Genomic DNA, 24444 nt, shown 5'->3' with positions numbered 1-24444 from the left:
ACGCCATTCATCATGGTATTTGCCGGAGGGTTGGCGTTCTCTGCCAGTTGTGTCTAGACTGGCCGGGTTCTTGTCGGGGTGCCTTGCTATGAGGCTGAGATCGAATAATTTCGGATCCCGTTGAACCTGATCAGGTTAGCGCCTGCGTAGGGAACAAGATTTCTCGTCACCCGGCGAGTCCTCTTGTGCTTCGTCCGGGAAATTGTTCGACAATCGAACGCTCCCCGTGTGACGACGCACAGCACCAGTCCTGGTGCGTCCGTGCCTTTCAGGTTCTGCTCCGACAATCCACTGCCTGGATGCTGTCTGGAGAGCCCGTGATGACCATAAAAGCAAAAAACGCGATCAACCTCAGTGAGTCGGCCAAGGTCGATGAGCAGTCGGTTCAACCCTTTACCCGTTCGCAAAAAATCTACGTCCAGGGCTCTCGCCCGGACATCCGCGTGCCGATGCGCGAAATCACCCTGGACGTGACGCCGACTGACTTCGGCGGCGAAATCAACGCCCCGGTGACTGTCTACGATACCTCGGGCCCTTACACCGATCCCAACGTGGTGATTGACGTGCGTAAAGGCCTGGGCGACGTGCGTTCGGCGTGGATCGACGACCGTGGTGACACCGAACGCCTGAGTGGCCTGAGCTCGAACTTCGGTCAGGAGCGCCTTGCCGATCCAGAGCTGACCAAACTGCGCTTTGCCCACGTGAACAACCCGCGCCGTGCCAAGGCCGGGGCCAACGTCAGCCAGATGCACTACGCGCGCAAAGGCATCATCACCGCCGAGATGGAATACGTCGCCATCCGCGAAAACATGAAGCTGCAAGAGGCCCGCGCCGCCGGCCTGTTGAAGCAACAGCACGCCGGCCACAGTTTCGGCGCGAGCATCCCGAAAGAAATCACCCCTGAATTCGTCCGCGAAGAGATCGCCCGCGGTCGCGCGATCATCCCGGCCAACATCAACCACACCGAACTGGAACCGATGATCATCGGCCGTAACTTCCTGGTGAAGATCAACGGCAACATCGGCAACAGCGCCCTGGGTTCGTCCATCGAAGAAGAAGTGGCGAAACTGACCTGGGGCATTCGCTGGGGTTCGGACACGGTCATGGACCTGTCCACCGGCAAGCACATCCACGAAACCCGTGAGTGGATCATCCGCAACTCGCCGGTGCCGATCGGTACGGTGCCGATCTACCAGGCGCTGGAGAAGGTCAACGGTGTGGCCGAAGACCTGACCTGGGAGCTGTTCCGCGACACGCTGATCGAACAGGCCGAGCAGGGCGTCGACTACTTCACCATCCACGCCGGCGTGTTGCTGCGCTACGTACCGATGACCGCCAAGCGCGTGACCGGCATCGTGTCCCGTGGCGGCTCGATCATGGCCAAGTGGTGCCTGGCGCACCACAAAGAGAACTTCCTCTACACCCATTTCGACGAAATCTGCGAAATCATGAAGGCCTACGACGTCAGCTTCTCGCTGGGCGACGGCCTGCGTCCGGGTTCGATTGCCGACGCCAACGACGAAGCGCAGTTCGGCGAACTGGAAACCCTCGGCGAGCTGACCAAGATTGCCTGGAAACACGACGTGCAGTGCATGATCGAAGGCCCGGGCCACGTGCCGATGCAGTTGATCAAGGAGAACATGGACAAGCAGCTGGAGTGCTGCGACGAGGCGCCGTTCTACACCCTCGGTCCGCTGACCACCGACATCGCGCCGGGCTACGACCACATCACCTCGGGCATCGGTGCGGCAATGATCGGCTGGTTCGGTTGCGCCATGCTCTGCTACGTCACGCCGAAAGAACATTTGGGCCTGCCGAACAAGGATGACGTGAAGACCGGCATCATCACCTACAAGATCGCCGCGCACGCCGCCGATCTGGCGAAGGGGCACCCGGGCGCACAGATCCGCGACAATGCCTTGAGCAAGGCGCGTTTCGAGTTCCGCTGGGAAGACCAGTTCAACCTGGGCCTCGATCCGGACACCGCGCGTTCGTATCACGACGAAACCCTGCCGAAGGATTCGGCCAAGGTCGCGCACTTCTGCTCGATGTGCGGGCCGAAGTTCTGCTCGATGAAAATCACCCAGGAAGTCCGCGAGTATGCGGCCAACCAACGGATCGAAGCGGTCGACGTGGACGTCGCCCAAGGCATGGCCGAACAAGCTGAGCGCTTCAAGCAGGAAGGCAGTCAGCTTTATAAAAAGGTTTAAGCGGCAAGCTACAAGCTGCAAGTTAGAAGCAGGCGCAAAGCCTGCTTTTTCTTAAAGCTTGTAGCTCGTGGCTTGTAGCTATCATTCCTATGAGACAACACCCTTGAGCATTCAACCCAGCACTTATTCACCCGACATCGTGGTGCCGACCGACAAGCGTGTGTTCGGCGGTCGCGATCTGTTTTCCCTGTGGTTCTCCCTCGGCATCGGCCTGATGGTGTTGCAGACTGGTGCATTGCTCGCACCGGGCCTGGGCCTGTCCGGTTCGTTGCTGGCGATTTTTCTCGGCACCCTGGTCGGCGTTCTGCTGCTGGCGGCGGTCGGGGTGATTGGCAGTGACACCGGCCTGTCGTCGATGGCCGCTCTCAAGCTCAGCCTCGGTACCAAGGGCGCGAGCCTGCCGGCAGTGCTGAACCTGCTGCAACTGATCGGTTGGGGGTCGTTCGAAATCATTGTCATGCGCGATGCCGCCAGCCTGTTGGGCGCGAAGGCCTTCAGCGAAGGCAGCCTGCTGTCGAATCCGCTGCTCTGGACCCTGTTCTTTGGCGGCCTGGCGACCCTGTTGGCGGTCAGTGGTCCGCTGACTTTCGTCCGGCAGATCCTGCGCAAGTGGGGCATCTGGCTGCTGCTGGCCGCGTGCATCTGGCTGACCTGGAACCTGTTCGCCAAGGCTGACCTGGCCGCGTTGTGGGCCCAGGCCGGTGATGGTTCGATGCCGTTTGCCGTGGGTTTCGACATCGCCATTGCCATGCCGCTCTCCTGGCTGCCGCTGATCGCCGACTACTCGCGGTTCGGCAAGCGGGCGAAAAACGTCTTCGGTGGCACCGCCATCGGATTCTTCATCGGTAACTTCTGGCTGATGAGCCTGGGCGTGGCCTACACCCTGGCGTTTGCGCCGAGCGGTGAAGTCAATGCCTTGCTGCTGGCGCTGGCTGGGGCCGGCCTGGGGATTCCGCTGCTGCTGATTCTTCTGGATGAGTCGGAAAACGCCTTTGCCGATATTCACTCGGCGGCGGTGTCCAGCGGGATTCTGTTGCGTGCCAAAGTCGAGCATCTGGCCCTGGCCATCGGCGTTATCTGCACGCTGATTGCCCTGCTGGCGCCATTGGCCCAGTACCAGAACTTCCTGCTGCTGATCGGTTCGGTGTTTGCGCCGTTGTTCGGCGTAGTGCTGGTGGACCACTTCATCCTGCGCAAGCGCAGTGGCCAGGTGGCTTCAGCCGCTCTGCGCTGGCCGGCGCTGCTGGCCTGGCTGGGCGGGATCAGCACTTACCATCTGCTCGCCAACCTGTATCCGGACGTGGGTGCAACCCTGCCGGCGCTGGTCCTGGCAGGGTTGCTGCAGCTGGTGCTGGGCCGGGCCTTCAGTTACGGCCGGGAAACAGCTCGGGCTTGATGATGCCGTTCAGGCGAGGGTAGGGGATCTTCAGTTCGACATGGCCCAGCGCGTAAGGCGCAATGGTGCTGGTTTCGTACTTGAGGATCACCCCGCCGTAGGTCAGCGCCACGTTCTGGGTTTTCTGGAACGGCCAGCTCTTGACGAACTCCGGTTCCTGATCGAGCTTGGTGCTGATCAGCCAGCTGTTGTGCGCCACTTGCGCGGCCTTCCAGAACGCGTCTTCCTGCCCCGGCACCAACATGTCGGACAACGTCAGCACCTTATGCTGCTGGCGCGAGTAGTTGATGAAGCCCCGCCCCGGCGTGCCATGGGCGCCGCCGGTGTCCAGGTAGCTGGACAATTCGATGATCACCAAGCCGTCATGCTGCTCACGTACCTTGGCCTGCAGATAGCTGCTGTTGCGCGGGCCGGCGGTGCGCAAAAACTCTTCGCGATAGGCCGCCAGGGTCGGTGCCAACGGCGCGTCGGGCGAGGTGCGGGTCATTTGCAGCAGGCGTTTTTCGATGATGCCGTCCAGTGCAGGCTCGTCCGGAAAGTGCAGGGTGTCGATGTTGACCAGCGGACAGTCGGGGTTGCTGCAACCGGGCTTGAGTTGCTCGGAGGCATCGCGGGTGGTTTCCAGCGGCGTCCGGTAGTTGGGCTGGAACAGGCTCGCGCAAGCGCCCAGGGTCAGGGCGATGGCGGCCACGGAGGCGATTTTGAAAAGCGACATGGGCGTCCTTTCTGAAACAGGGGAAGGCAAAAAGTTACCGGCTTCGACTCTCAACAAAGCAATCAGTTCGCCACTAAGCTAATTAGAGAGGGTTTCGCCTTCACCGTCCATCCCGCTGACGGGAAAGGGGCTGCATCAAACATCGCGGGCGCGTTAGGATGGCGCGAAGTCGAGGCCCAGGAAAAAAGCAGCCTCGTTCAGGATTCGCAGTAACGAGGATTGTCATGACGGATTTTGCCAACGCCATTCCGACCGCCGTTGATATCGTGCGGCGCGAAAAATGCTACGAGGGCTTCTACAAACTCGAGCGCGTGCACTTGCGCCACGAATTGTTCGCCGGGGGCATGAGCCGTGAGATCAATCGTGAAGTGTTCGTGCGCCATGATGCGGTGTGCATGCTGCCTTACGATCCGCAGCGCGATGAAGTGGTGCTGATCGAGCAGTTTCGCGTCGGCGCCATGGGCAAGACCGACAACCCGTGGCTGATCGAACTGGTCGCTGGTCTGATCGACAAGGATGAAGTGCCGGAAGCAGTTGCTCACCGCGAAGCGCAGGAGGAAGCTGGGTTGGAAATCGGGGCGCTCTGGCCGATGCTCAAATATTTTCCATCGCCGGGCGGCAGTAACGAGTTCGTGCATTTGTACCTGGGGCGTTGTGACACTACCGGGGTTGGCGGCCTGCATGGGCTGGAGGAAGAGGCAGAAGATATCCGCGTCACGGTCTGGGCTTTCGAAGATGCCCTGCAAGCCGTGCGCGACGGGCGTATTGCCAACGCGGCGAGCATCATTGCCTTGCAATGGCTGGCTTTGAACCGCGTTGAAGTGAGGGGGTTATGGTCGTAAACAAGCTGCGCGATCGCTATCGGGTAGACCTGGTGGGGCTGCAAGCGTCCTGCGAGGCGAACTACGCGCGCCTGATGCGACTGCTGCCGGACATGCGCAGCGAGCCGGCTGCGCGGCGCATCGCCGTGACCCATGGCGACCAGATGCTCGGCGTGCTGGCCCTGGAGGTATTGCTGACCTGTCCTTACACCACGACCCTGCAAGTGCGCCAGGAACACAGCCTGCCGTGGCTACCGGTGCCGCAACTGGAAGTGCAGGTCTATCACGACGCGCGCATGGCCGAAGTGGTCAGCGCCGAACATGCGCGACGCTTTCGCGGCATCTATCCTTACCCGAACGCCTCGATGCACCAGCCGGACGAAAAGGCCCAGCTGAACATGTTTCTGGGCGAATGGCTGAGCCATTGCCTGGCGCTGGGGCATGAGTACGAAGTCGTCCGTTAACTGAGCGCCGCAGTTGTGAACTGCGTCAGGTTCACGGATTTCCCCTTTCGACCGTCCCCCAGCATAATTGCGGCACTTACCCATCCCCGTGATCACGCCCTGGGAGAACGCCTTGCCGAGCGTATCCACATTGACCACCGCCGATCCGGCGTTGCTGGTGCAACTCTCCGACAGCCACCTGTTTGCCGAAGCGGACGGTGCGTTGCTGGGCATGAACACCCGCGACAGTCTGCAAAAGGTCATCGAGCTGGTGCGCGCGCAACAGCCGCAGATCAATCTGATCCTGGCCACGGGTGATCTGTCCCAGGACGGGACGCTTGCGTCCTACCGGCAATTTCGCGAGATGACGAGCCAGTTGGATGCGCCGGCGCGCTGGATTCCCGGCAACCACGACGAGCCGCATATCATGGCCGAGGCGGCGGTGCAGAGCGCTTTGCTCGAGCCGGTGGTGGATATCGGCAACTGGCGGGTCACGATGCTCGATTCGGCGGTGCCGGGCTCGGTGCCGGGATATTTGCAGGATGAACAGCTGCAGTTGCTCGCCCGCTCGTTGAGCGAAGCGCCGGAACGCCATCATCTGGTGTGCTTCCACCATCACCCGGTGTCCATCGGTTGTGCCTGGATGGAACCGATTGGCTTGCGCAATCCCGAGGCGCTGTTCGCCGTGCTGGACCGTTTCGAACAGGTGCGCGCGGTGTTGTGGGGGCATGTGCACCAGGAAATCGATCAGAGGCGCAACGGCGTACGTTTGATTGCCTCACCCTCGACCTGCATCCAGTTCGAGCCGGGCAGCGAGGATTTCAAGGTCGGGGAGCAGGCACCGGGTTATCGCTGGTTGCGACTGCTGCCCGATGGGGGGCTGGAAACCGGGGTAGAGCGGGTCACCGGGTTCGATTTCACTGTGGATTACGGTTCCAGCGGCTACTGATTTTTCATTTTTCTGGAAAACCGGGGCGCGGCCTTCGCGAGCAAGCCCGCTCCCACATTTGACCTGCGTCGGTCACAAATCCCCTGTAGGAGCGAGCTTGCTCGCGATAAGCCTGAGAGCGCCGCGGGGCGCCAGGTTTTCACCGTTATCGTTGACGACCATCGCGAGCAAGCTCGCTCCTACAGTAAACTGCGGCTTTTTAGCCGACGCACAGGGAACTCAAATGTCCGGTTCGATCCTTTATATCCACGGCTTCAACAGCTCGCCGTTGTCGAAGAAGGCCTGCCAGTTGGTCGAGGTGATGGAGCGTCTGGGCCTGAGCGAACAGTTGCGCGTTCCGGCATTGCACCACCACCCGCGCCAGGCTATCGAGCAGCTGGAGCAGGCGATCGCCGAACTGGGGCGGCCACTGCTGGTCGGCAGCTCCCTCGGCGGCTACTATGCCACTCACCTGGCCGAGCGCCATGGCCTGAAAGCCCTGTTGATCAACCCTGCCGTCAGCCCGCACCGGATGTTCGACGGCTATCTGGGGACGCAGAAAAACCTGTATACCGAAGAGGCCTGGGAATTGACCCACGACCACGTGACGGCCCTGGCCGAGCTGGAAGTGCCGGCACCCCGGGATCCGCAGCGTTATCAGGTATGGTTGCAGACAGCTGACGAAACGTTGGACTATCGTCTCGCCCAGCAGTATTACCGGGCATGCGCCTTGCGTATCCAGGCCGGTGGCGACCACAGTTTCCAGGGTTTTGCCACGCGACTGCCGGCCATGTTGAGCTTTGCCGGCATCGGCGCCGATTTGTATCAGGCAATCGATTTCACCGCATTGTGAGCGATAGCCCCATGAATTCTTTTTTCACCGAACACTGACGACGAGACCCCATGGCCACTCCCAGCGCTAGCTCTTATAACGCCGACGCCATCGAAGTCCTCTCGGGCCTCGACCCGGTGCGCAAACGCCCCGGCATGTACACCGACACCAGTCGGCCGAACCACCTTGCCCAGGAAGTCATCGACAACAGCGTCGACGAAGCCCTGGCCGGGCATGCCTCATCGGTACAGGTGATCCTGCATGCCGACCATTCGCTGGAAGTCAGCGATGACGGTCGTGGCATGCCGGTGGACATTCACCCCGAGGAAGGTGTTTCGGGCGTCGAGTTGATCCTCACCAAGCTTCATGCCGGTGGCAAGTTTTCCAACAAGAACTACCAGTTCTCCGGCGGTTTGCACGGGGTGGGTATTTCCGTGGTCAACGCCTTGTCCACCGAAGTGCGGGTGCGGGTCAAGCGTGACGGCAACGAGTACCAGATGACCTTCAAGGATGGCTACAAGGCCACCGAACTGGAGATCGTCGGCACTGTCGGCAAACGCAACACCGGCACCAGTGTGTTCTTCGCACCGGATCCGAAATACTTCGACTCCCCGAAATTCTCCATCAGCCGCCTCAAGCACGTGCTCAAGGCCAAGGCCGTGTTGTGCCCGGGGCTGCTGGTCAGCTTTGAAGACAAGGCCACCGGCGAGAAAGTCGAATGGCATTACGAAGACGGCCTGCGTTCCTACCTGGTGGATGCGGTCAGCGAATTCGAGCGCCTGCCGGACGAGCCGTTCTGCGGCAGCCTGGCCGGTAATAAGGAAGCGGTCGATTGGGCTCTGCTGTGGCTGCCAGAAGGTGGCGACGCGGTACAGGAAAGCTACGTCAACCTGATCCCGACCGCCCAGGGCGGTACCCACGTCAACGGCTTGCGCCAAGGCCTGCTCGACGCCATGCGCGAGTTCTGCGAATTCCGCAGCCTGCTGCCGCGCGGCGTGAAGCTGGCGCCGGAAGACGTCTGGGAACGCATTGCCTTCGTACTGTCGATGAAGATGCAGGAGCCGCAATTCTCCGGCCAGACCAAGGAGCGCCTGTCGTCCCGAGAAGCGGCGGCGTTTGTTTCCGGTGTGGTCAAGGATGCGTTCAGCCTGTGGCTCAACGCCCACCCGGAAACCGGGATGTTGCTGGCGGAACTGGCGATCAACAACGCCGGCCGTCGCCTCAAGGCCAGCAAGAAGGTCGAGCGCAAACGCATTACCCAAGGCCCGGCGCTGCCGGGCAAGCTGGCCGACTGTGCCGGACAGGACCCGATGCGTTCCGAGCTGTTCCTGGTGGAAGGTGATTCCGCCGGCGGTTCGGCCAAGCAGGCACGGGACAAAGAGTTCCAGGCGATCCTGCCGTTGCGCGGCAAGATCCTCAACACCTGGGAAGTCGACGGCAGCGAAGTGCTGGCCAGCCAGGAGGTGCACAACATCGCCGTGGCGATCGGTGTCGACCCGGGTGCGGCCGACATGAGCCAACTGCGCTACGGCAAGATCTGCATCCTCGCCGACGCCGACTCCGATGGTCTGCACATCGCGACCTTGCTGTGCGCCTTGTTCGTCCAGCACTTCCGCCCGCTGGTGGATGCCGGTCACGTCTACGTGGCCATGCCGCCGCTGTACCGCATCGACCTGGGCAAGGAAATCTACTACGCCCTGGATGAAGCCGAACGCGACGGCATCCTCGATCGCCTGGTGGCCGAGAAGAAGCGCGGCAAGCCACAGGTCACCCGATTCAAGGGGCTGGGTGAAATGAACCCGCCGCAGTTGCGTGAAACCACCATGGACCCGAACACTCGGCGTCTGGTGCAGTTGACCCTGGAAGATTTCGAGGCGACCTCGGAAATGATGGACATGCTGCTGGCGAAGAAACGCGCTGGCGACCGCAAGACCTGGCTGGAGTCCAAGGGCAACCTGGCCGAGGTGCTGGGCTGATGCGTCTGGGCTTTGCCCTGGCCTGTGCGTTGCTGCTGACGTCGATTACGGTATCTGCCGAGCCGGCGCCACAGCTGCGCGTGTTGTCCGGGCATGTCGTCGATGGCATGCGCGGTGGCAACCTGTCCGGGCTGGCGCAGTGCGGCAATGACTTGTGGGCAGTTTCCGACCGCGACGATGATCAGATCTACCGCCTCGATACCAGCGAATCCGTGTGGCAGGCACAAACGGTGCACATTGATGTACCGCCGGTGCCTGACAGCGGTTTGCCCTGGGGGCTGAAGTCTCGTGTCTGGGGGGCTTCGTTCGTGCGTGGTGGCGATCTGGACTTCGAAGGCATCACTTGCGACAGCGCCGGCAATCGCTACATCGTCAGCGAAGGCCATGCCGCCGTCTTGCAAGTGCCGCCAACGGGGCCTGCTACCTGGCTGAAAATTTCCCCGATGATGGTTCGCGAGGCACGGGCCAGAGGTTTGCTGTTGCAATTCAATGCACTGTTCGAAGGGTTGGCGGTCAATCCGGCGGGCGATCAGATGTGGCTCGCCGCCGAGCGTATAGGTCGCGGACTGCTGATGATCAAACGCAAGCAGACGTTGTGGGATTGCGACGGCGGCTGCGTGCTGCTGAGCGAGGCGGGCATGGAAATGCAACCCGAGCAGTTTCCCCACGCCAGAGCGGTCTCGCGGGATTTCTCTGACCTGTCGCTGTTCAACGGCAAGCTGTTCACCCTTGAACGCAACGCCTATCAGATTTGTCGCCGGGATCCGCAGACGGCCAGGGTCGAGCGCTGCTGGTCGTACGCCGCCGAGTTATTGCAGGAAAACCGTCGTTATCCACAGGACTACGGGTTGGAAGAAGCGTTGATCGTCGATGCCGAGGGTGCCTGGATCGGTGTCGACAATAACTTCGGTGCGCGCGCCGATGGTGAAGTGCGTCCGGTGGTCTGGCGCTTCGCGGCACCGGACGGTGGCTGGAGTGCCAGGCTGTGAGGCAGCAAACGCCGGGGCAGCGCATCGGCCGGGTGTTCATGGTGCTGGCCTGGTGCGCAGCACTGTTTCTGGCCACACGGTTTTTCGCCCAGTGGGAAGCGCGGCAGCAAAATCCGAACGTGGTGGTCAGCTCGGAGCAGGGCGAAGGTTTCATCGAGGTGAAACTGGTCAGCAATGCGCAGGGGCATTTCGTTGCCAGCGGCCAGATCAACGGCCAGCCGGTGGACTTCATGCTCGACACCGGGGCGACCGATGTGTCGATTCCGGCGGACCTGGCCAGGCGTTTGAAGCTCGAAGAAGGATTCGGCGTGACCCTGAGCACGGCCAATGGCCTGAGCCAGGGCTATCGCACCCGTATTGAACGCCTGCAACTGGGCGACATCGTGCTGCGGGATGTGCGCGCACTGGTGGCCCCCGGGCTGCATGGCGATCAGGTGTTGCTCGGCATGAGCGCACTGAACAAACTTGAATTTACCCAGCGCGGTGGCACCATGCTGCTGCGCCAGACAACGAACCGATGAGGCCCGCATGAGCGACTCCCTTGATCTCAGCCTGGACGGTGTAGAACGCCGGTCATTGGCTGACTTCACCGAAAATGCCTACCTCAACTACTCCATGTACGTGATCATGGACCGTGCCCTGCCGCATATCGGCGACGGTCTGAAACCGGTACAGCGGCGTATCGTCTACGCCATGAGCGAGCTGGGGCTGGATGCCGATTCCAAGCACAAGAAATCGGCGCGTACCGTCGGTGACGTGCTCGGTAAATTCCACCCCCACGGCGACTCGGCCTGCTACGAAGCCATGGTGCTGATGGCCCAGCCGTTCAGCTATCGCTACACGCTGGTCGATGGCCAGGGCAACTGGGGTGCGCCGGATGATCCCAAGTCCTTCGCCGCCATGCGTTACACCGAAGCGCGGCTGTCGCGTTATTCCGAAGTGCTGCTCAGCGAGCTGGGCCAGGGCACGGCGGACTGGGGGCCGAACTTCGACGGCACGCTGGACGAGCCGCTGGTCCTGCCGGCCCGTTTGCCGAACATCCTGCTCAACGGTACCACCGGCATCGCCGTGGGCATGGCCACCGACGTGCCGCCGCACAACCTGCGCGAAGTCGCCACGGCGTGCGTGCGTTTGCTCGATGAGCCCAAGGCCACGGTCGAACAGCTCTGCGAACACATCCAGGGCCCGGATTACCCGACCGAAGCGGAAATCATCACCCCGCGCGCCGACCTGCTGAAAATCTACGAAACCGGTCGCGGCTCGGTGCGCATGCGCGCCGTGTATCACATCGAAGACGGCGACATCATCGTCACCGCGTTGCCGCATCAGGTCTCGGGCGCCAAGGTGCTGGAGCAGATTGCCGCGATGATGCAGGCCAAGCCGTCCAAGGCCCCGCAAATCGCCGACCTGCGCGACGAATCCGACCACGAAAACCCATGCCGGATCGTGATCATTCCGGGGGCGCGCAAGAACTTCGACCACGATGCGCTGATGCAGCACCTGTTCGCCAGCACCGAGCTGGAGTCGAGCTACCGGGTCAACATCAACATCATCGGTCTGGACGGCAAGCCGCAGCTGAAAAACCTGCGCGCGCTGCTGGTCGAATGGCTGGAGTTCCGGGTGCAGACCGTGCGTCGTCGCCTGCAATTCCGCCTCGACAAGGTCGAGCGTCGCCTGCACCTGTTGGACGGTTTGCTGATTGCCTACCTCAACCTGGATGAAGTGATCCACATCATCCGTACCGAGGAACAGCCACGGGCCAAACTGATCGAACGCTTCGCCCTGAGCGAGATTCAGGCCGACTACATCCTCGACACCCGTTTGCGTCAGTTGGCGCGACTGGAAGAGATGAAGCTGCGTGCCGAGCAGGATGAGCTGCTCAAGGAACAAGCCAAGCTGCAAGCCCTGCTGAGCAGCGAAGCCAAGCTGAAAAAACTGGTGCGCACCGAGCTGATCAAGGACGCCGAAACCTACGGTGACGACCGCCGGTCGCCTATCGTCGAGCGCGCCGAAGCCAAGGCCCTGACCGAGCACGATCTGCTGCCGAACGAGAAAGTGACGGTGGTGTTGTCGGAAAAAGGCTGGATTCGTTCCGCCAAAGGCCACGAGATCGATGCCACCGGGCTTTCCTACAAGGCCGGGGACGGTTTCAAGGCGCTGGCCGCCGGGCGCTCCAACCAGTTTGCCGTGTTTATCGACTCCACCGGCCGCAGTTACTCGGTGGCCGCCCACACCTTGCCGTCGGCCCGTGGCCAGGGCGAACCGCTGACCGGTCGCCTGACGCCGCCGCCGGGAGCGAGTTTCGAATGTGTGCTGATGCCCGAAGACGATGCGTTGTACGTGATCGCCTCCGACGCCGGCTACGGTTTCGTGGTCAAGGGCGAGGACCTGCAAGCCAAGAACAAGGCGGGCAAGGCCCTGTTGAGCCTGCCGAACAATGCCAAGGTCATGCTGCCGCGCCCTGTGGCTGATCGTGAGCAGAACTGGCTGGCATCGGTGACGACCGAAGGTCGCCTGTTGATCTTCAAGATCAGCGACCTGCCACAATTAGGGAAAGGCAAAGGCAACAAGATCATCGGGATTCCCGGTGAGCGAGTGGCCAGTCGCGAAGAGTATGTGACGGACATCGCCGTATTGCCGGACGGCGCAACACTGGTGTTGCAGGCCGGGAAACGTACCTTGTCACTGAAAGCGGACGACCTCGAACACTACAAGGGTGAACGTGGCCGTCGCGGCAACAAGCTGCCGCGTGGCTTCCAGCGGGTAGATGCGCTGCTCGTCGAAAACCTGAATTAGGCGACTTAGAAGCGCCGAACTACGATTTAACCCGTAGTTCGGCGCTTTGCGCTGGAGTCGGAACGAATATTCACGGATGATATGGCCTTTCAAGCGCCGGCACTGCCGCGCGTTCTTCATATTTGTTGAGTATTTTCACTGTGATCAGCCTTTTAGCGATCACCTGGATGGGACGATGACTGCTCTGCGCCTTCCTTTTATTCTTATGCTCGCCGGCATTCTTGGCCTGGCGGGTTGCAGCGTTCACCAACCGGTGTCGTTGTATCAGCTGGACGCTGGAACCCCGGTTCAGCCTGCACAGAACGCGGGCATGGCGGTATTGTTGGGCCCGGTCACCGTGGCCGACTACCTGCAGCGCGAAACCCTGTTGCAGCGTCAGCCGGATGGCAGCTTGCAAGCATCGACCGACGGTCGTTGGGCCGGCAGCCTTTCGTCGGATATCGATCAGTTGCTGCTGCGTCAGGTCGCAGGTCACCTGGACAGCCAGCGCGTAGTGCTGGCCCCGGCAACATTGGGGTTCACCCCGGACGTTCAGGTGCTGCTGACCATCACGCGCCTGGATTCGGGTGCAAAGCAACCGGCGATCCTCGATGCGCAATGGCGCCTGATCGACCGTCGCGGGCAGGTCCGTGATAATCGCATCATCCATTTGCAGGAGCAGCATGCCGGTAGTACGGCGGCTCAGGTCCAGGCACAGGGTGTGTTGTTGCAACGTCTGGCCGAGCAATTGTCGGTGGCGCTCAAGCCGCTGGCCAATCAGCCACCGATCGCCGAAGTCCCGCGTAAAGCGCCAGCCAAGGCGGCTGCACCTGCGGTAGAACAGGAAAAGCAGCCGAAGATCCCGATGGCTGCGCCTATTCGTACGGATATGGAAGTGTTCCGCTTCTAAGTCTGGACTGAAGCTGTTCCCCCAATAAAGCCCGCCTTGTGCGGGCTTTATTGTTTCTGCCGGCTGGGGATATCTGGCGTCAGTTCCGGCCTCTTCGCTGGCAAGCCCGCTCCCACAGTGTCCATGTCGTACACAAATTATGTGAACGCCCCTGAACCTGTGGGAGCGGGCTTGCCCGCGAAGGCGTCATGACAGACAACAAAAAAGCCCGCAGACGATCACTCATCTGCGGGCTTCATTGTGGTCGGGCCTAAGGTTTAAGCCCGGCGCTCGTGCATCCGCGCCAGTTGCCTTTCCAGCATCGATGGATACGGCTCCATCAACCGTTCCACGCAGCATGCACCTTCAGGGCTGGCAATCGGGCGGATCCGTGCGCGCTGACGGATCAAGGTGTCGTCACTGATCTTGCGTTCCACCAGCAGCAGGTTGCGGCTGTGCTGCGACAGGGCCAGGGCGTCCTGGGCGGGGTCGGTCAGCAGCAGGTCGATCTGGCTCAGGCCAAACAGTTCGTCGCCCAGGGTCAGGCCCAACTGCAATTGCAGGGTGATGCCACTGTCCGCGACTTCGATCTGCAGCTGGTGGCCCAGGGCCCGTAGCAGCTCGCCACAGCAAATGGCATTGGTCAGGTAATCGTCGCCGCTGTCTTCGGTGTGGAACAGCATCAGCGTGCTGCCATCGTTCAAGGTCTCCACTTCGCCTTGATACAGCGATGCGGCCTGGTTGAGGCAATCGCGATAGCGCTCCAGCAGTTCTTCAAGGCGCGCCCGCGGCAGGCGCCGCAGTTGCTCCTGGGAACCCAGTTGCACCGCCAGTACCGCGCTGTGTTGCGGCACGCTCGGCGTGGCCTTGCGAATCACCGGTTGCGGGGGGCTGTCCAGCGACTCGTCGCGCAGATCGGCGAACGGGTCTTCGTCATCGTCGTCTTCGACGGTGCTGACGATCTGCCGTGGCGCTGGCTTGAGCGCCGCTACCGGGCGGCTCTCGTCGAAACTCGGATCGCGCAGGTTGCGGACTTCGAAGGCCGGGTCGGCCTCGTCATCGACGTCGTCGAATTCCGGTTCCGGTTCCGGCACAGGGGCAGGCTCCGGGGCGAAGTTAGCGTGCAGCTGGCGCGCCAGGTCGCCGATTTCGTCCTGGCGGTCGGTGGCCGGGGTGTATTCATCGATATTGCGCAGCCAGACCCGCAATTGCAGCAGGGGCGTCGAGAGATAACGCCCCATGCGCAGGCTCAGGGCCAAAGACAGGGCCAGCAGGATGGCGCTTAGGATGCCCATGCTTTGCAGGCTGATGGTCATCGGCTGCTGGAACTGGTCCATGTCCAGGCTGATGCGCAATTGCCCGGCGGTCACGTCCTGGAAGGTGATCTTGCTCTGGTACATGCCCTCGGCTTCGCCCAACAGGCCATGCTTGGGACGCTGGCCGGATTCGGCGAGGATGCGGTTATCCGGGCTGTAGATGGCGGCGTGGGCCACCAGCTTGTTCTTGGTCAGGTTATTGAGCAGCACGTTGAGGCTGAGGATGTCGTTGGACACCAACAGCTCGGTGGCCGACGTGGCCGTCTGCGTCGTCAGGCTTTCGCCCAGCGCATCCGCCTGCTCGTGCATGGCCTGCTTGAACTGCAGGCCCATCACGCCGGCATAGATGACCAGGGCCAGGGCGACCAGGATCACGTTATGGCTGGCGATGCGCAATGCAATCGGTACACGGCGGTGGCGCAGTGCCCGGAAGATCAGCAGGAAGAAGTTATCGGTTTTTACTGGCGTAGGCCGGTTCACTTGAGCTCGGCTCTTTTGTCCGTGAAGTTGACGCGCAGTATAGCGACAGGCCCTAGACCGTCAAAGCGCTCACGGTGCCCGATGGTCACTGAAAGTGGGTAGAATGCGGTTTTTTTCCACCTGCGGGGGTGCGCCTTGCGCGAAATCGTCCTGATAAACATCACGGGAGTCGACCGTCCGGGTCTGACTGCGGCCATTACCGGCGTTCTGGCCCAGGGTGGTGTGAACATTCTCGACATCGGTCAGGCGGTGATCCACGACACCTTGTCGTTCGGCATCCTGGTTGAAATTCCCGACACCGAGCAAGGCAAGTCCGTGCTCAAGGACATCCTGTTCAAGGGCTACGAGCTCGATCAACAGGTGCGTTTCACGCCGGTGTCCGAGCAGGATTACCAGCAGTGGGTCGGCAACCAGGGCAAAAAGCGCCACATCGTGACCCTGCTGACCCGCAAGGTGACAGCCGGGCAGTTGCAGGCCGTGAGTTCGATCACCGCCAAATATGGCCTGAACATTGACCACATCGATCGTCTGTCCGGGCGCATGCCGCTGGACACTCCGGCCGACAAGGGCAAGGGCTGCATCGAGTTTTCCGTGCGTGGCGAGGCGGCTGATCCGCAGGCGCTGCGGGCCGAATTCCTCAGCGTCGCTCAGGAATTGAACGTCGACATCGCCTTTCAGGAAGATTCGCTGTTCCGTCGCAACCGTCGTCTGGCGGTATTCGACATGGACTCGACCCTGATCGAAGCCGAAGTGATCGACGAACTGGCCAAGGCGGCTGGCGTGGGTGACAAGGTTTCGGAAATCACCGAGCGGGCAATGGCCGGCGAGCTGGATTTTCGCGCCAGCTTCAAGGAGCGCCTGGCCTTGCTCAAAGGTCTGGACGTCAATGTGCTGGATTCCATCGGTGCTTCGTTGCGCCTGACCGAAGGCGCGGAAACCCTGTTCGCCGAACTCAAGCGCCTGGGCTACAAGACCGCGATCCTGTCGGGTGGCTTCACCTACTTCGCCAAGCAACTGCAGGCCAAGCTGGGAATCGACTATGTGTTTGCCAACGAACTGGAAGTGGTCGACGGCAAAGTCACCGGCGTGGCGGTCGAGCCGATTGTCGATGCGCAGCGCAAGGCGGATTTGCTGAGGGAACTGGCACACAAGGAAGGCTTGCGCCTGGAGCAGACCATTGCGGTCGGCGACGGTGCCAATGACTTGCCGATGCTGGCGATTGCCGGGTTGGGCGTAGCGTTCCGCGCCAAGCCGCTGGTCAAACAGTCGGCCAAGCAGGCCATTTCGACGCTGGGCCTGGATGGCGTGCTGTACCTGCTGGGCTTCCGCGATCGCGACGGCCAACTGTAACACCGCAAAACACCTGTAGGAGCGAGCTTGCTCGCGATGGTCGCCAACGATGACGCGGGCTTTCTGAATACCCGCGTCGTTCTCAGGTTCATCGCGAGCGGGCTCGCTCCTACAGTGAATGGCGGTTGTCTATCAGGCCTTTGGCGAACCCATGCCCTGACCCATCTGCACTGCTGTACCGGCAGTCATTTCCTCAGCCCACTTCACCTGATCCGGCCCGAACAGCACGACGGCGGTCGAACCCAGCTTGAAGCGACCCAGTTCCGCACCTTTTTCCAGGTGGATCGGCGCGCGAGCGGCTTCGTCGTAGCGGAAGGTTTTCAGCTCGCGTTTCGGCGGCGTGACCAGGCCGGCCCAGACGGTTTCAATCGAAGCCACGATCATCGCGCCCACCAGCACCACGGCCATCGGCCCGCGCTCAGTGTCGAAAATGCACGCCACGCGCTCGTTGCGGGCGAACAGTTCCGGAACGTTTTCAGCGGTGGTCTGGTTGACCGAGAACAGACGGCCCGGGATGTAGACCATTTCGCGCAGGGTGCCGGCCAGCGGCATGTGCACGCGGTGGTAGTCCTTCGGCGACAGGTAGATGGTCGCGAAGTCACCGCCCATGAACGGCGCAGCATTCGCCGCATCGCCACCCAACAGTTCCAGCACGCTGAAGCTGTGGCCCTTGGCCTGGAACACGCGACCGTGCTCGATCGGGCCGAGCTGGCTGATCGCGCCGTCGGCCGGGCTGAGGATCGCGCCCGGCGTTTCGTCCAGAGGACGGGCACCGTCTTTCAGTGCGCGGGTGAAGAACGCGTTGAAGTGCTCGTAGGCAGTCAGGTCTTCGACCAGCGCCTGGGACATGTCCACCTGATAGCGCTTGGCGAACCAGGCGGTAAAGGCATTCTTGAACCAGCGCACGCGGCATTCGGCGATGCAGCCGGCCAGTCGCGAGAGCAAGTTGTGGGGCAGCAGGTACTGGCCGAGGAGAAACAGACGCTTGTTCATTAACAGTCCTTAAAAATCTTGAATTTCTACCGGGGTATCGGGATGGTTGCCCCATTCGCCCCAAGAGCCGGCGTAGCCCTTGACCCGCGGATAACCGAGAGCCTTGGCCACCAGATAGGTGAAGCCAGAACGGTGGTGGGTCTGGCAGTGGGTAATCACTTCTTTGTCTTTGCTGATCCCGAGTTGTTCGAGGATCTGCGGCATGTCGGTGCGGATGCGCAGCTGGCGTGCGCGGTCCATGCCGGCGGTCCATTCGAAATTGACCGCGCCGGGAATGTGCCCGCCCTTGGCCGCCAGGACTTTCTCGCCGGAATACTCCAGCGGCCCGCGTGCGTCCCAGATGGCCAGGTCGGCAGCACCGAGCCGGCTTTGCAGGTATTCGCGGGTGGCGGTGGGTTCGTCGTGCAAGGTCAGAGAAACCGGGCCGCCCACGGTTGGCGGGATCTGGATCGACATGGGCAAACCTTCTGCCAGCCAGGCCGTCAGGCCGCCGTCGACATAGTGGTACTTGCTGTGGCCGATGACATCCAGCAGCCAGATAAAGCGTCCGGCCCAACCGCCGCCTTCGTCGTCATACACCACGTAGACCGCATCGGGGTTGTGTCCCAGCTCGCCAAACAGCGTTTCGAGCGCTGCCTGCGGGGGCATCAGTCCCGGGGCGGGTGCCTGCCCCAGCTGCGTGCGTTTCGGATCGACAAAACGCGCGCCGGGAATGTGTCCCTCGGCGTAGCGGGCGGGACTGGTCAAGTCCACCAGAATCAGTTCGCGGGCGTCGAGGCGAGGGAGCAAGTCGCTCGGCTCGATTACCAGCGGCAAGCCAGAGAAGTCAGACATGTGAGGTCTCCAGAGCACAAAAGGGAGGATTGTAGCGCAGCCTTATTGGCCACGGTGGCTAAAGCTGTGCAGGGCTTTTTCGATGCACTGCGCGGTTTTGCCGAAGGCCTGAACGGAAATTTCCGAAAACGGCCCACCGCCCTGGTCCGCCACGACGATCATGATCGCCCGGCCATTATTGACCAGCGAGCGCAGCAGCAGGTGTTCGCCGCTGAACTGCGAACGCAGGCTGTTGGGCAGCAGTGCCGAGAATTGCGCGTTGTTGGCCGGCGTCAGGCGGACCTGCGCCTGTTGCGCGAGCAGGCGTTGCAAGACGTTGCTCTGGCTGACCACGAAGTTCAGCCCGGCCGTTTCCTTCGGCAGTCCGGCCGTCTGGTGCACGCGCAGGTTGGCATGGGTACGGTCGGCCATCAGGATCATCACCCGACGCATGCCGCAGGCCACGAGGGCGTCCCGGGCGGCGATGGTCAGGTGCATGGCATTGGTGAAACGACTCGGCTCGGCCAGCAATTCGGCGCATTGCTTGCGCCATTTCGCCAGATCTTCGGCAGTGGGGGCCGCGGCCGGCAGCAGTCCGGCGTGGATACGGTTCATGCCCCACGGCCAGATCAGCGATTCGGCGGGGTGCCAGAGGTCGGGCATGGCGTGATGGCGCGCGCTGTTGGCGGCTTGCTGGTGCAGTTGTTGTTGCACCTCATCCATTGGCATTTGCAGGTAAAGGCTGGTCAGGTACTGCCAGCGTTCACTGTGCGGGCTGTCCCAGGCGTGTTGTACCGACAGCGCCAGACCGTTGGCCAGCAGCACCGTATTGGCCGGTTGATTGAGCCAGCGGCGCAGGGTCGGATCGTCATCGAGGCGGTTCTGCTGGCGCAACGGGTGCTCGCTGTCACGGGCGATGCGCAGGACTTTCACCAGCTCCCGCTGCTCGGTGAGCAACAGGCGATAGCCCTGCTGCACCCAGATCGGCAAGCGCCAGACCTCCACCAGCGCCTGGCCGATGTCCAGCAGGCGTACGCCAAACAGTTGCATTTCGACTTTACGTGCCGACTCACCTTTATGGATGACCCGCAGTTCCCAGTCTTCGAGCAGTTTTGGATGGGTCAGCGCCAAAGGCCACAGGGGCGAAAGAAACAGCAGGCTACCCCAGTGGATGTCCTGCCACAGGCGCGCCAGGCGACTGGCAAAAAAACCATTGGCCTGTTGCGTGGCGTGCTGGCTGATCATCTGCAGCTGACGCAAGGCTTTGGGGATTTCGAACTGGGGTTCGGCGGGCAGGCGTGCGAGCAGCTCTTCGGTGCGCTTCAAGCCGAGGCGATTGATCGCGATCTCGAGGTTTTCCGCCGGTTCGGCCATGCCGCCGTGGGTGTGCCGGTTGGCTTCGCGAATCACGCTCAAGGCCAGGGCGGGGCTGCCTTGCATGAGGTCGGCGATATCGCGCAGCGAGCTGCGATTGTCGCGGATGGCCTTGCAGACCCGGTCGTGGCTGGCTTGCGGAACCGGCAGGCGCACGCCATCGAGCAGCTTGACCCAGCCTTCGAGCGTCGTCGGTTTTGGTGTTGGAACGTTCGTTTCGTTAACCATGGTGGGAGGCGATCATCGTCAACAATACCTGTGCCCGGAAGGGGTCAAATTAGCTTTTCGCCTGAACTGGCTATAGTCTGGCGCAGTTTTGCCGATAAGTAGAAGAAGAGATTTTTTAACTTCCGAATATGACCTTGAACCCGACTCAGTAAGTGCTCTCCTAACCTATGGCTAAAATTATCGGCATCATCGTCGTATTCGCGAGCGTGCTCGGCGGATACGTGCTTTCCCACGGCAAGATTGCCGCCCTGATCCAGCCTTTCGAGGTCATGATCATCGGCGGTGCGGCCCTAGGCGCCTTCTTGCAGGCCAACCCCGGCTACATGACGATGCACGTGCTCAAGAAGTCCCTGAGCATGTTCAGTTCGCGTTTCAACCACGCCTTTTACCTTGAAGTGCTGGGCCTGATCTACGAGATCCTCAACAAGAGCCGCCGCGAAGGCATGATGGCCATCGAAGGCGACATCGAAGATGCCGCCGCGAGCCCGATCTTCGCCAAGTACCCGACGGTCCTCAAGGACGAACGCATGACCGCGTTCATCTGTGATTACCTGCGCATCATGTCCTCCGGCAACATGGCCCCGCACGAGCTGGAAGGCCTGTTCGACATGGAGCTGTTCAGCCTCAAGGAAGACCTGGAACACCCATCCCACGCAGTCAACGGCATCGCCGACGCCATGCCCGGTTTCGGTATCGTCGCGGCGGTACTGGGTATCGTGGTGACCATGGCCTCGCTGGGTGAGGGCGACCAGAAGTCCATCGGCCTGCACGTCGGTGCGGCACTGGTCGGTACCTTCTTCGGTATTCTCGCCGCCTATGGCTTCTTTGGCCCGCTGGCCCACTCCCTGGCCCACGATGCCAAGGAGGAGCTGAACGTCTACGAAGCCATCAAGGCCTCGCTGGTGGCTTCGGCTTCCGGCATGCCGCCATCGCTGGCCGTAGAGTTCGGACGCAAGGTCCTGTACCCGGCGCACCGCCCAAGCTTCGCCGAGCTGGAACAAGCGGTTCGCGGTCGATAGTGCTCTGTTTCGCAAATACGTTCCTTTTTTGGCGAGTGACTGTTGTTGCCAGACAAGGCGCCGCGACGAGTCATAGCCCGCTATGGCGAGGAGCGGCAACGCCGTATGGCGACAACAGGCACCGTCAAAAAGGAACAGTATTTGTGAGACAGAGCACTCTGTATGGAAAATAATCAGCCGATAATCATCAAGCGCGTCAAGCGCATCGCCGGCGGGCATCACGGGGGCGCGTGGAAAATCGCCTTCGCCGACTTCGCCACGGCGATGATGGCGTTCTTCCTGGTGTTGTGGCTGCTGTCCACTGCCACGCCGGAACAGAAGATCGCCATCGCCGGTTACTTCAAGGACCCGATCGGCTTTTCCGAAAGCGGCACGCCGTACATCATCGATCTGGGCGGCACGCCGACCATGGCGCCGGAAAACACCCTCAACCCCGAGGTGAAGTCCCAGCCGCAGCCGGACAAAGTCACCGTCGATGTTGACCAGGTCGAAGGCATGGCCGAGCAGGTCGAAAAGGAGCGCCTCGAGTTGTTGCTGCAGGAACTGCAGAACAAGGTCGAAGAAAACCCGCAGATGCAGAAGTTCAAGGACCAGATCCTGTTCGAAATCACTCAGGACGGCCTGCGCATCCAGATCATGGACGCGGAAAACCGCCCGATGTTCGACTCGGGCTCGGCTCGCTTGAAGCCGTATTTCGAAGACATCCTGCTGGCCATGGCCGACACCATCAAGGCGGTGCCGAACAAGATCAGCATCAGCGGCCACACCGATGCCAAGCCATACACCGGCACCGGTGATTTCGGTAACTGGGAACTCTCGGCCAACCGTGCCAACGCCGCACGGCGTGCGCTGGTGGCGGGCAGCTATCCGGAAGCGCAGGTGGCGCGCGTGGTCGGTTATGCCTCGTCGGCGTTGTTCGATCGCGAACATCCGTTCAACCCGGTCAACCGCCGTATCGACATCGTGGTGCTGACCAAGAAAGCCCAGCGTGCGATCGAAGGTTCGCAAGGCGCAGAGCCTGCTCCCGATGCGCCGCAAGGTTCGGCTGCACCAGGCGCAGCACCGACCGTGCCGGTCGACCCGAACGCATTGCCGGCGGACAAGGAACCGCTGCCGGCCCACGAACTGCGCGAGCGTTTGAATCTGTTTGACGATCCGGCGCCGAAAACGGGTGAACCAGCCAAACCGGCTGAACCGCCCAAGCAGTGACCGACAAAAAAGCCGACTGCGATGTCGGCTTTTTTGTGCGGCTTTCACTGGTTTGGAGGCCGCCAGGGGCACGATCCCCTGTAGGAGCCAGCTTGCTGGCGATGGTCGTCAACGGTAACGCGTGCTGTCTGAATCCACTCGGCGTACTGGAGTCCATCGCCAGCAAGCTGGCTCCTACAGATGATGGGTGAGAGAAACCCCGACCGGTCAAGAGGACGGATCGGGGAGCAGAGTGACTCAGAACCCACGGATGATTCGGGTCTTGAGCTCGGCGTGAAAGCGATCCGCATTGGATCTGTTGACGCTGCGCACCGACTCGCTGCCGGTCACCGATTCCAGTGACATCGAGCGCTTGAGCGTCGCTTCGTTTCGATAGGCATCGATAAAGAACTCGATGTCCCGGTCGCTGGTCAGCTTCGGCCATTTGTCCAGGTACAGCGGCAGCTCGGTCGGGCCGGTCTTGAACGAGCAGATGCGTCGGTGGGTGATGGTCGCCTCGCCGATTTCGAACGGCACCCACCAGGACAGCGCGGTTTTCTCCGAGACCACCGCCAGCAGGTGCGTGCATTCACTGATGTTGCGGGTGATCACCCCAGTGATGTCGTCGGTGGTCTGGGATTCGGCATCCAGCACATCGAGGTAGGTCTTGATGTTGGCCTGGATCAGGCGCGCGTTGATCTTGACCGCGTGGGCGCGGTCCATGTGGCGGTAGCTGATAAACACTGGCATCAGAAATGTCCCTTGATCGCGAGTTCGCGGTAATAGGCGCCGAGGGCGGTGAGGCGGCAGCCGGTGGAGTGGAGGGCGGCGTAGTACATGTGTTCGGCGTCCACCGGTTCGACCAGACTGTGACGGTTGCACTTTTGCAACTGGGCGAAGACGTCGCCGTGCTCCGGGTTGAATTCAGGCTCGGTGGGTTCAAAACTGGGGGCGAGGGGGTACACCGACTCCGCTTCGGCAAACCATTCGGGGAGTTTGCGCAGGATTTCCTTGGGGATCAGCGGCGACACTTCGCGCAGGGAAATGAACTGCGAGACGTTGGTCTTGAACACCGGGCGCTGTTCCCAGGCATCGAGGGCGTTGTCGACAAACGAATAGAGGCTGCCGGGTGTGATCTTGCCCAGGATGTTCGCTGCTCCGCCATGCAGGGCCTGGAGCAATAGTCCGGTGAACACGCCATGTTGCACGCCCTCCATTGCCGGCTCTTCCTTTTTGCAGGCGGTCAGAATGGTCATGCCTTCGCCGACCACGCTGCCCTCGCTGCGCAAGGCGCGCAGTTCGCCGGCCGAGCCGCTCTGGCAACAATCGAGGATGATCACTTTGTTTTTGATCTTCGTGGCCTTGCTCGCCCAGTTGAGAATGTCGCTGAGGCGAATCCCGTCCTTGGCGCTCTTGTAATCCTGCGGGATCAACATGCCTTCGTCGGTGTCGGTGTCGAAGCTGCCGTGGCCGGCGAAATACAGCAGCGCGACATTGCAGTCCCCGGAAAACAGTTCGCGGATCTGGTCTTCGAGCTTTTCCCGGCTCAGGTAGTCCTCGGCGGAGGTCAGCACGATGTTCTTGAAGTTCGGATCGCCATTGGCGTCAGTCTTCAGCACGGAAGCCATGGCCATGGCGTCATTGCTGCAGCCGCTCAGCCGCGAAACGTGGGTGTAGTCGTTGATGCCGATAAACAGTCCCTTGCGCAT

The 24444-nt window shown here is 61.5% G+C and carries 21 protein-coding genes and 1 riboswitch; of the genes, 14 read left to right on the top strand and 7 right to left on the bottom strand.

What is annotated here, in order from left to right; all coding sequences use genetic code 11:
• The first annotated feature begins 64 nt into the window (after positions 1-64).
• A riboswitch (TPP riboswitch) is annotated at positions 65-170 on the top strand.
• A gap of 150 nt (positions 171-320) precedes the next feature.
• Both thiC and cytX read left to right on the top strand, forming a co-directional pair.
• Positions 321-2210, top strand: a complete 1890-nt coding sequence (gene thiC, locus AC3WN7_RS02320) for a phosphomethylpyrimidine synthase ThiC (protein WP_015093206.1) — start codon at positions 321-323, stop codon at positions 2208-2210.
• A gap of 103 nt (positions 2211-2313) precedes the next feature.
• Positions 2314-3606 (top strand): putative hydroxymethylpyrimidine transporter CytX, encoded by a 1293-nt coding sequence (gene cytX / locus AC3WN7_RS02315; RefSeq protein WP_102673171.1) that lies wholly within the window; start codon positions 2314-2316, stop codon positions 3604-3606.
• Here the strand turns inward: cytX and AC3WN7_RS02310 are convergent.
• Positions 3575-4321, bottom strand: coding sequence for an RsiV family protein (locus tag AC3WN7_RS02310; RefSeq protein ID WP_102673170.1), 747 nt, complete (start codon positions 4319-4321; stop codon positions 3575-3577). The genes cytX and AC3WN7_RS02310 overlap by 32 nt on opposite strands.
• A 224-nt stretch (positions 4322-4545) precedes the next feature.
• Between AC3WN7_RS02310 and AC3WN7_RS02305 the strand changes: the two genes are divergently transcribed.
• The 9 genes from AC3WN7_RS02305 (at position 4546) to AC3WN7_RS02265 (ending at position 13995) form a co-directional block, all read left to right on the top strand.
• Complete coding sequence (locus AC3WN7_RS02305; protein WP_015093209.1) at positions 4546-5163, top strand: NUDIX domain-containing protein; 618 nt, start codon at positions 4546-4548, stop codon at positions 5161-5163.
• Positions 5154-5606 carry a DUF1249 domain-containing protein gene (locus AC3WN7_RS02300; RefSeq protein WP_007977461.1) on the top strand — a complete coding sequence of 151 codons (453 nt, stop codon included), beginning with the start codon at positions 5154-5156 and terminating at the stop codon, positions 5604-5606. Before AC3WN7_RS02305 ends, AC3WN7_RS02300 begins: the two co-directional genes overlap by 10 nt.
• A gap of 112 nt (positions 5607-5718) precedes the next feature.
• Positions 5719-6534 (top strand): 3',5'-cyclic-AMP phosphodiesterase, encoded by an 816-nt coding sequence (gene cpdA, locus AC3WN7_RS02295; protein WP_095964681.1) that lies wholly within the window; start codon positions 5719-5721, stop codon positions 6532-6534.
• A gap of 223 nt (positions 6535-6757) precedes the next feature.
• Complete coding sequence (locus tag AC3WN7_RS02290) at positions 6758-7366, top strand: YqiA/YcfP family alpha/beta fold hydrolase (RefSeq protein ID WP_015093211.1); 609 nt, start codon at positions 6758-6760, stop codon at positions 7364-7366.
• Between the two features lie 50 nt (positions 7367-7416).
• Positions 7417-9321 carry a DNA topoisomerase IV subunit B gene (gene parE / locus AC3WN7_RS02285; RefSeq protein WP_007977465.1) on the top strand — a complete coding sequence of 635 codons (1905 nt, stop codon included), beginning with the start codon at positions 7417-7419 and terminating at the stop codon, positions 9319-9321.
• On the top strand, positions 9321-10310 hold the full coding sequence (locus AC3WN7_RS02280; RefSeq protein WP_102673169.1) for an esterase-like activity of phytase family protein: 990 nt from the start codon (positions 9321-9323) through the stop codon (positions 10308-10310). Before parE ends, AC3WN7_RS02280 begins: the two co-directional genes overlap by 1 nt.
• Positions 10307-10831: a retropepsin-like aspartic protease family protein gene (locus tag AC3WN7_RS02275; RefSeq protein WP_095964683.1), complete on the top strand. Its 525-nt coding sequence runs from the start codon at positions 10307-10309 to the stop codon at positions 10829-10831. Before AC3WN7_RS02280 ends, AC3WN7_RS02275 begins: the two co-directional genes overlap by 4 nt.
• A gap of 7 nt (positions 10832-10838) precedes the next feature.
• Positions 10839-13106: a DNA topoisomerase IV subunit A gene (parC, locus tag AC3WN7_RS02270; protein WP_015093214.1), complete on the top strand. Its 2268-nt coding sequence runs from the start codon at positions 10839-10841 to the stop codon at positions 13104-13106.
• A gap of 175 nt (positions 13107-13281) precedes the next feature.
• Positions 13282-13995, top strand: a complete 714-nt coding sequence (locus AC3WN7_RS02265; RefSeq protein WP_015093215.1) for a PqiC family protein — start codon at positions 13282-13284, stop codon at positions 13993-13995.
• Between the two features lie 257 nt (positions 13996-14252).
• Here AC3WN7_RS02265 and AC3WN7_RS02260 read toward each other — a convergent pair whose 3' ends face one another.
• Positions 14253-15770, bottom strand: a complete 1518-nt coding sequence (locus tag AC3WN7_RS02260; protein ID WP_102673168.1) for an AhpA/YtjB family protein — start codon at positions 15768-15770, stop codon at positions 14253-14255.
• Positions 15771-15905: 135 nt separating this feature from the next.
• Between AC3WN7_RS02260 and serB the strand changes: the two genes are divergently transcribed.
• Positions 15906-17120, top strand: a complete 1215-nt coding sequence (serB, locus tag AC3WN7_RS02255; protein ID WP_102673167.1) for a phosphoserine phosphatase SerB — start codon at positions 15906-15908, stop codon at positions 17118-17120.
• A gap of 132 nt (positions 17121-17252) precedes the next feature.
• Here the strand turns inward: serB and asd are convergent, their stop codons facing one another.
• From asd to AC3WN7_RS02240, 3 genes are read right to left on the bottom strand one after another with little or no spacing between them, the layout of a single operon-like run.
• Positions 17253-18113: an archaetidylserine decarboxylase gene (gene asd, locus AC3WN7_RS02250; RefSeq protein ID WP_008048034.1), complete on the bottom strand. Its 861-nt coding sequence runs from the start codon at positions 18111-18113 to the stop codon at positions 17253-17255.
• A 9-nt stretch (positions 18114-18122) separates the two neighbouring features.
• Positions 18123-18947: a rhodanese-like domain-containing protein gene (locus AC3WN7_RS02245; RefSeq protein ID WP_102673166.1), complete on the bottom strand. Its 825-nt coding sequence runs from the start codon at positions 18945-18947 to the stop codon at positions 18123-18125.
• 42 nt (positions 18948-18989) lie between these two features.
• Positions 18990-20528: an HDOD domain-containing protein gene (locus AC3WN7_RS02240; protein WP_102673165.1), complete on the bottom strand. Its 1539-nt coding sequence runs from the start codon at positions 20526-20528 to the stop codon at positions 18990-18992.
• A 167-nt stretch (positions 20529-20695) separates the two neighbouring features.
• On the opposite strand from AC3WN7_RS02240, the gene motA reads away from it, so the two are divergent.
• Both motA and motB read left to right on the top strand, forming a co-directional pair.
• The gene (motA, locus tag AC3WN7_RS02235) at positions 20696-21547 is read left to right on the top strand and encodes a flagellar motor stator protein MotA (protein WP_015093220.1); all 852 of its coding nucleotides are present in this window, start codon (positions 20696-20698) and stop codon (positions 21545-21547) included.
• Positions 21548-21709: 162 nt separating this feature from the next.
• Positions 21710-22756, top strand: a complete 1047-nt coding sequence (motB, locus tag AC3WN7_RS02230) for a flagellar motor protein MotB (protein ID WP_102673164.1) — start codon at positions 21710-21712, stop codon at positions 22754-22756.
• A 237-nt stretch (positions 22757-22993) separates the two neighbouring features.
• On the opposite strand, the gene AC3WN7_RS02225 is transcribed toward motB, so the two are convergent.
• A complete protein-coding gene (locus AC3WN7_RS02225) occupies positions 22994-23485 on the bottom strand; it encodes a toll/interleukin-1 receptor domain-containing protein (protein WP_095964690.1) in 492 nt (163 codons plus the stop codon).
• On the bottom strand, positions 23485-24444 hold the full coding sequence (locus AC3WN7_RS02220) for a caspase family protein (protein WP_102673163.1): 960 nt from the start codon (positions 24442-24444) through the stop codon (positions 23485-23487). Before AC3WN7_RS02220 ends, AC3WN7_RS02225 begins: the two co-directional genes overlap by 1 nt.

The sequence above is a fragment of the Pseudomonas sp. FW305-70 genome (assembly GCF_058783925.1).
Note: the sequence above shows the minus strand (reverse complement) of the source record. Positions and strands in the feature narration are given on the sequence as shown.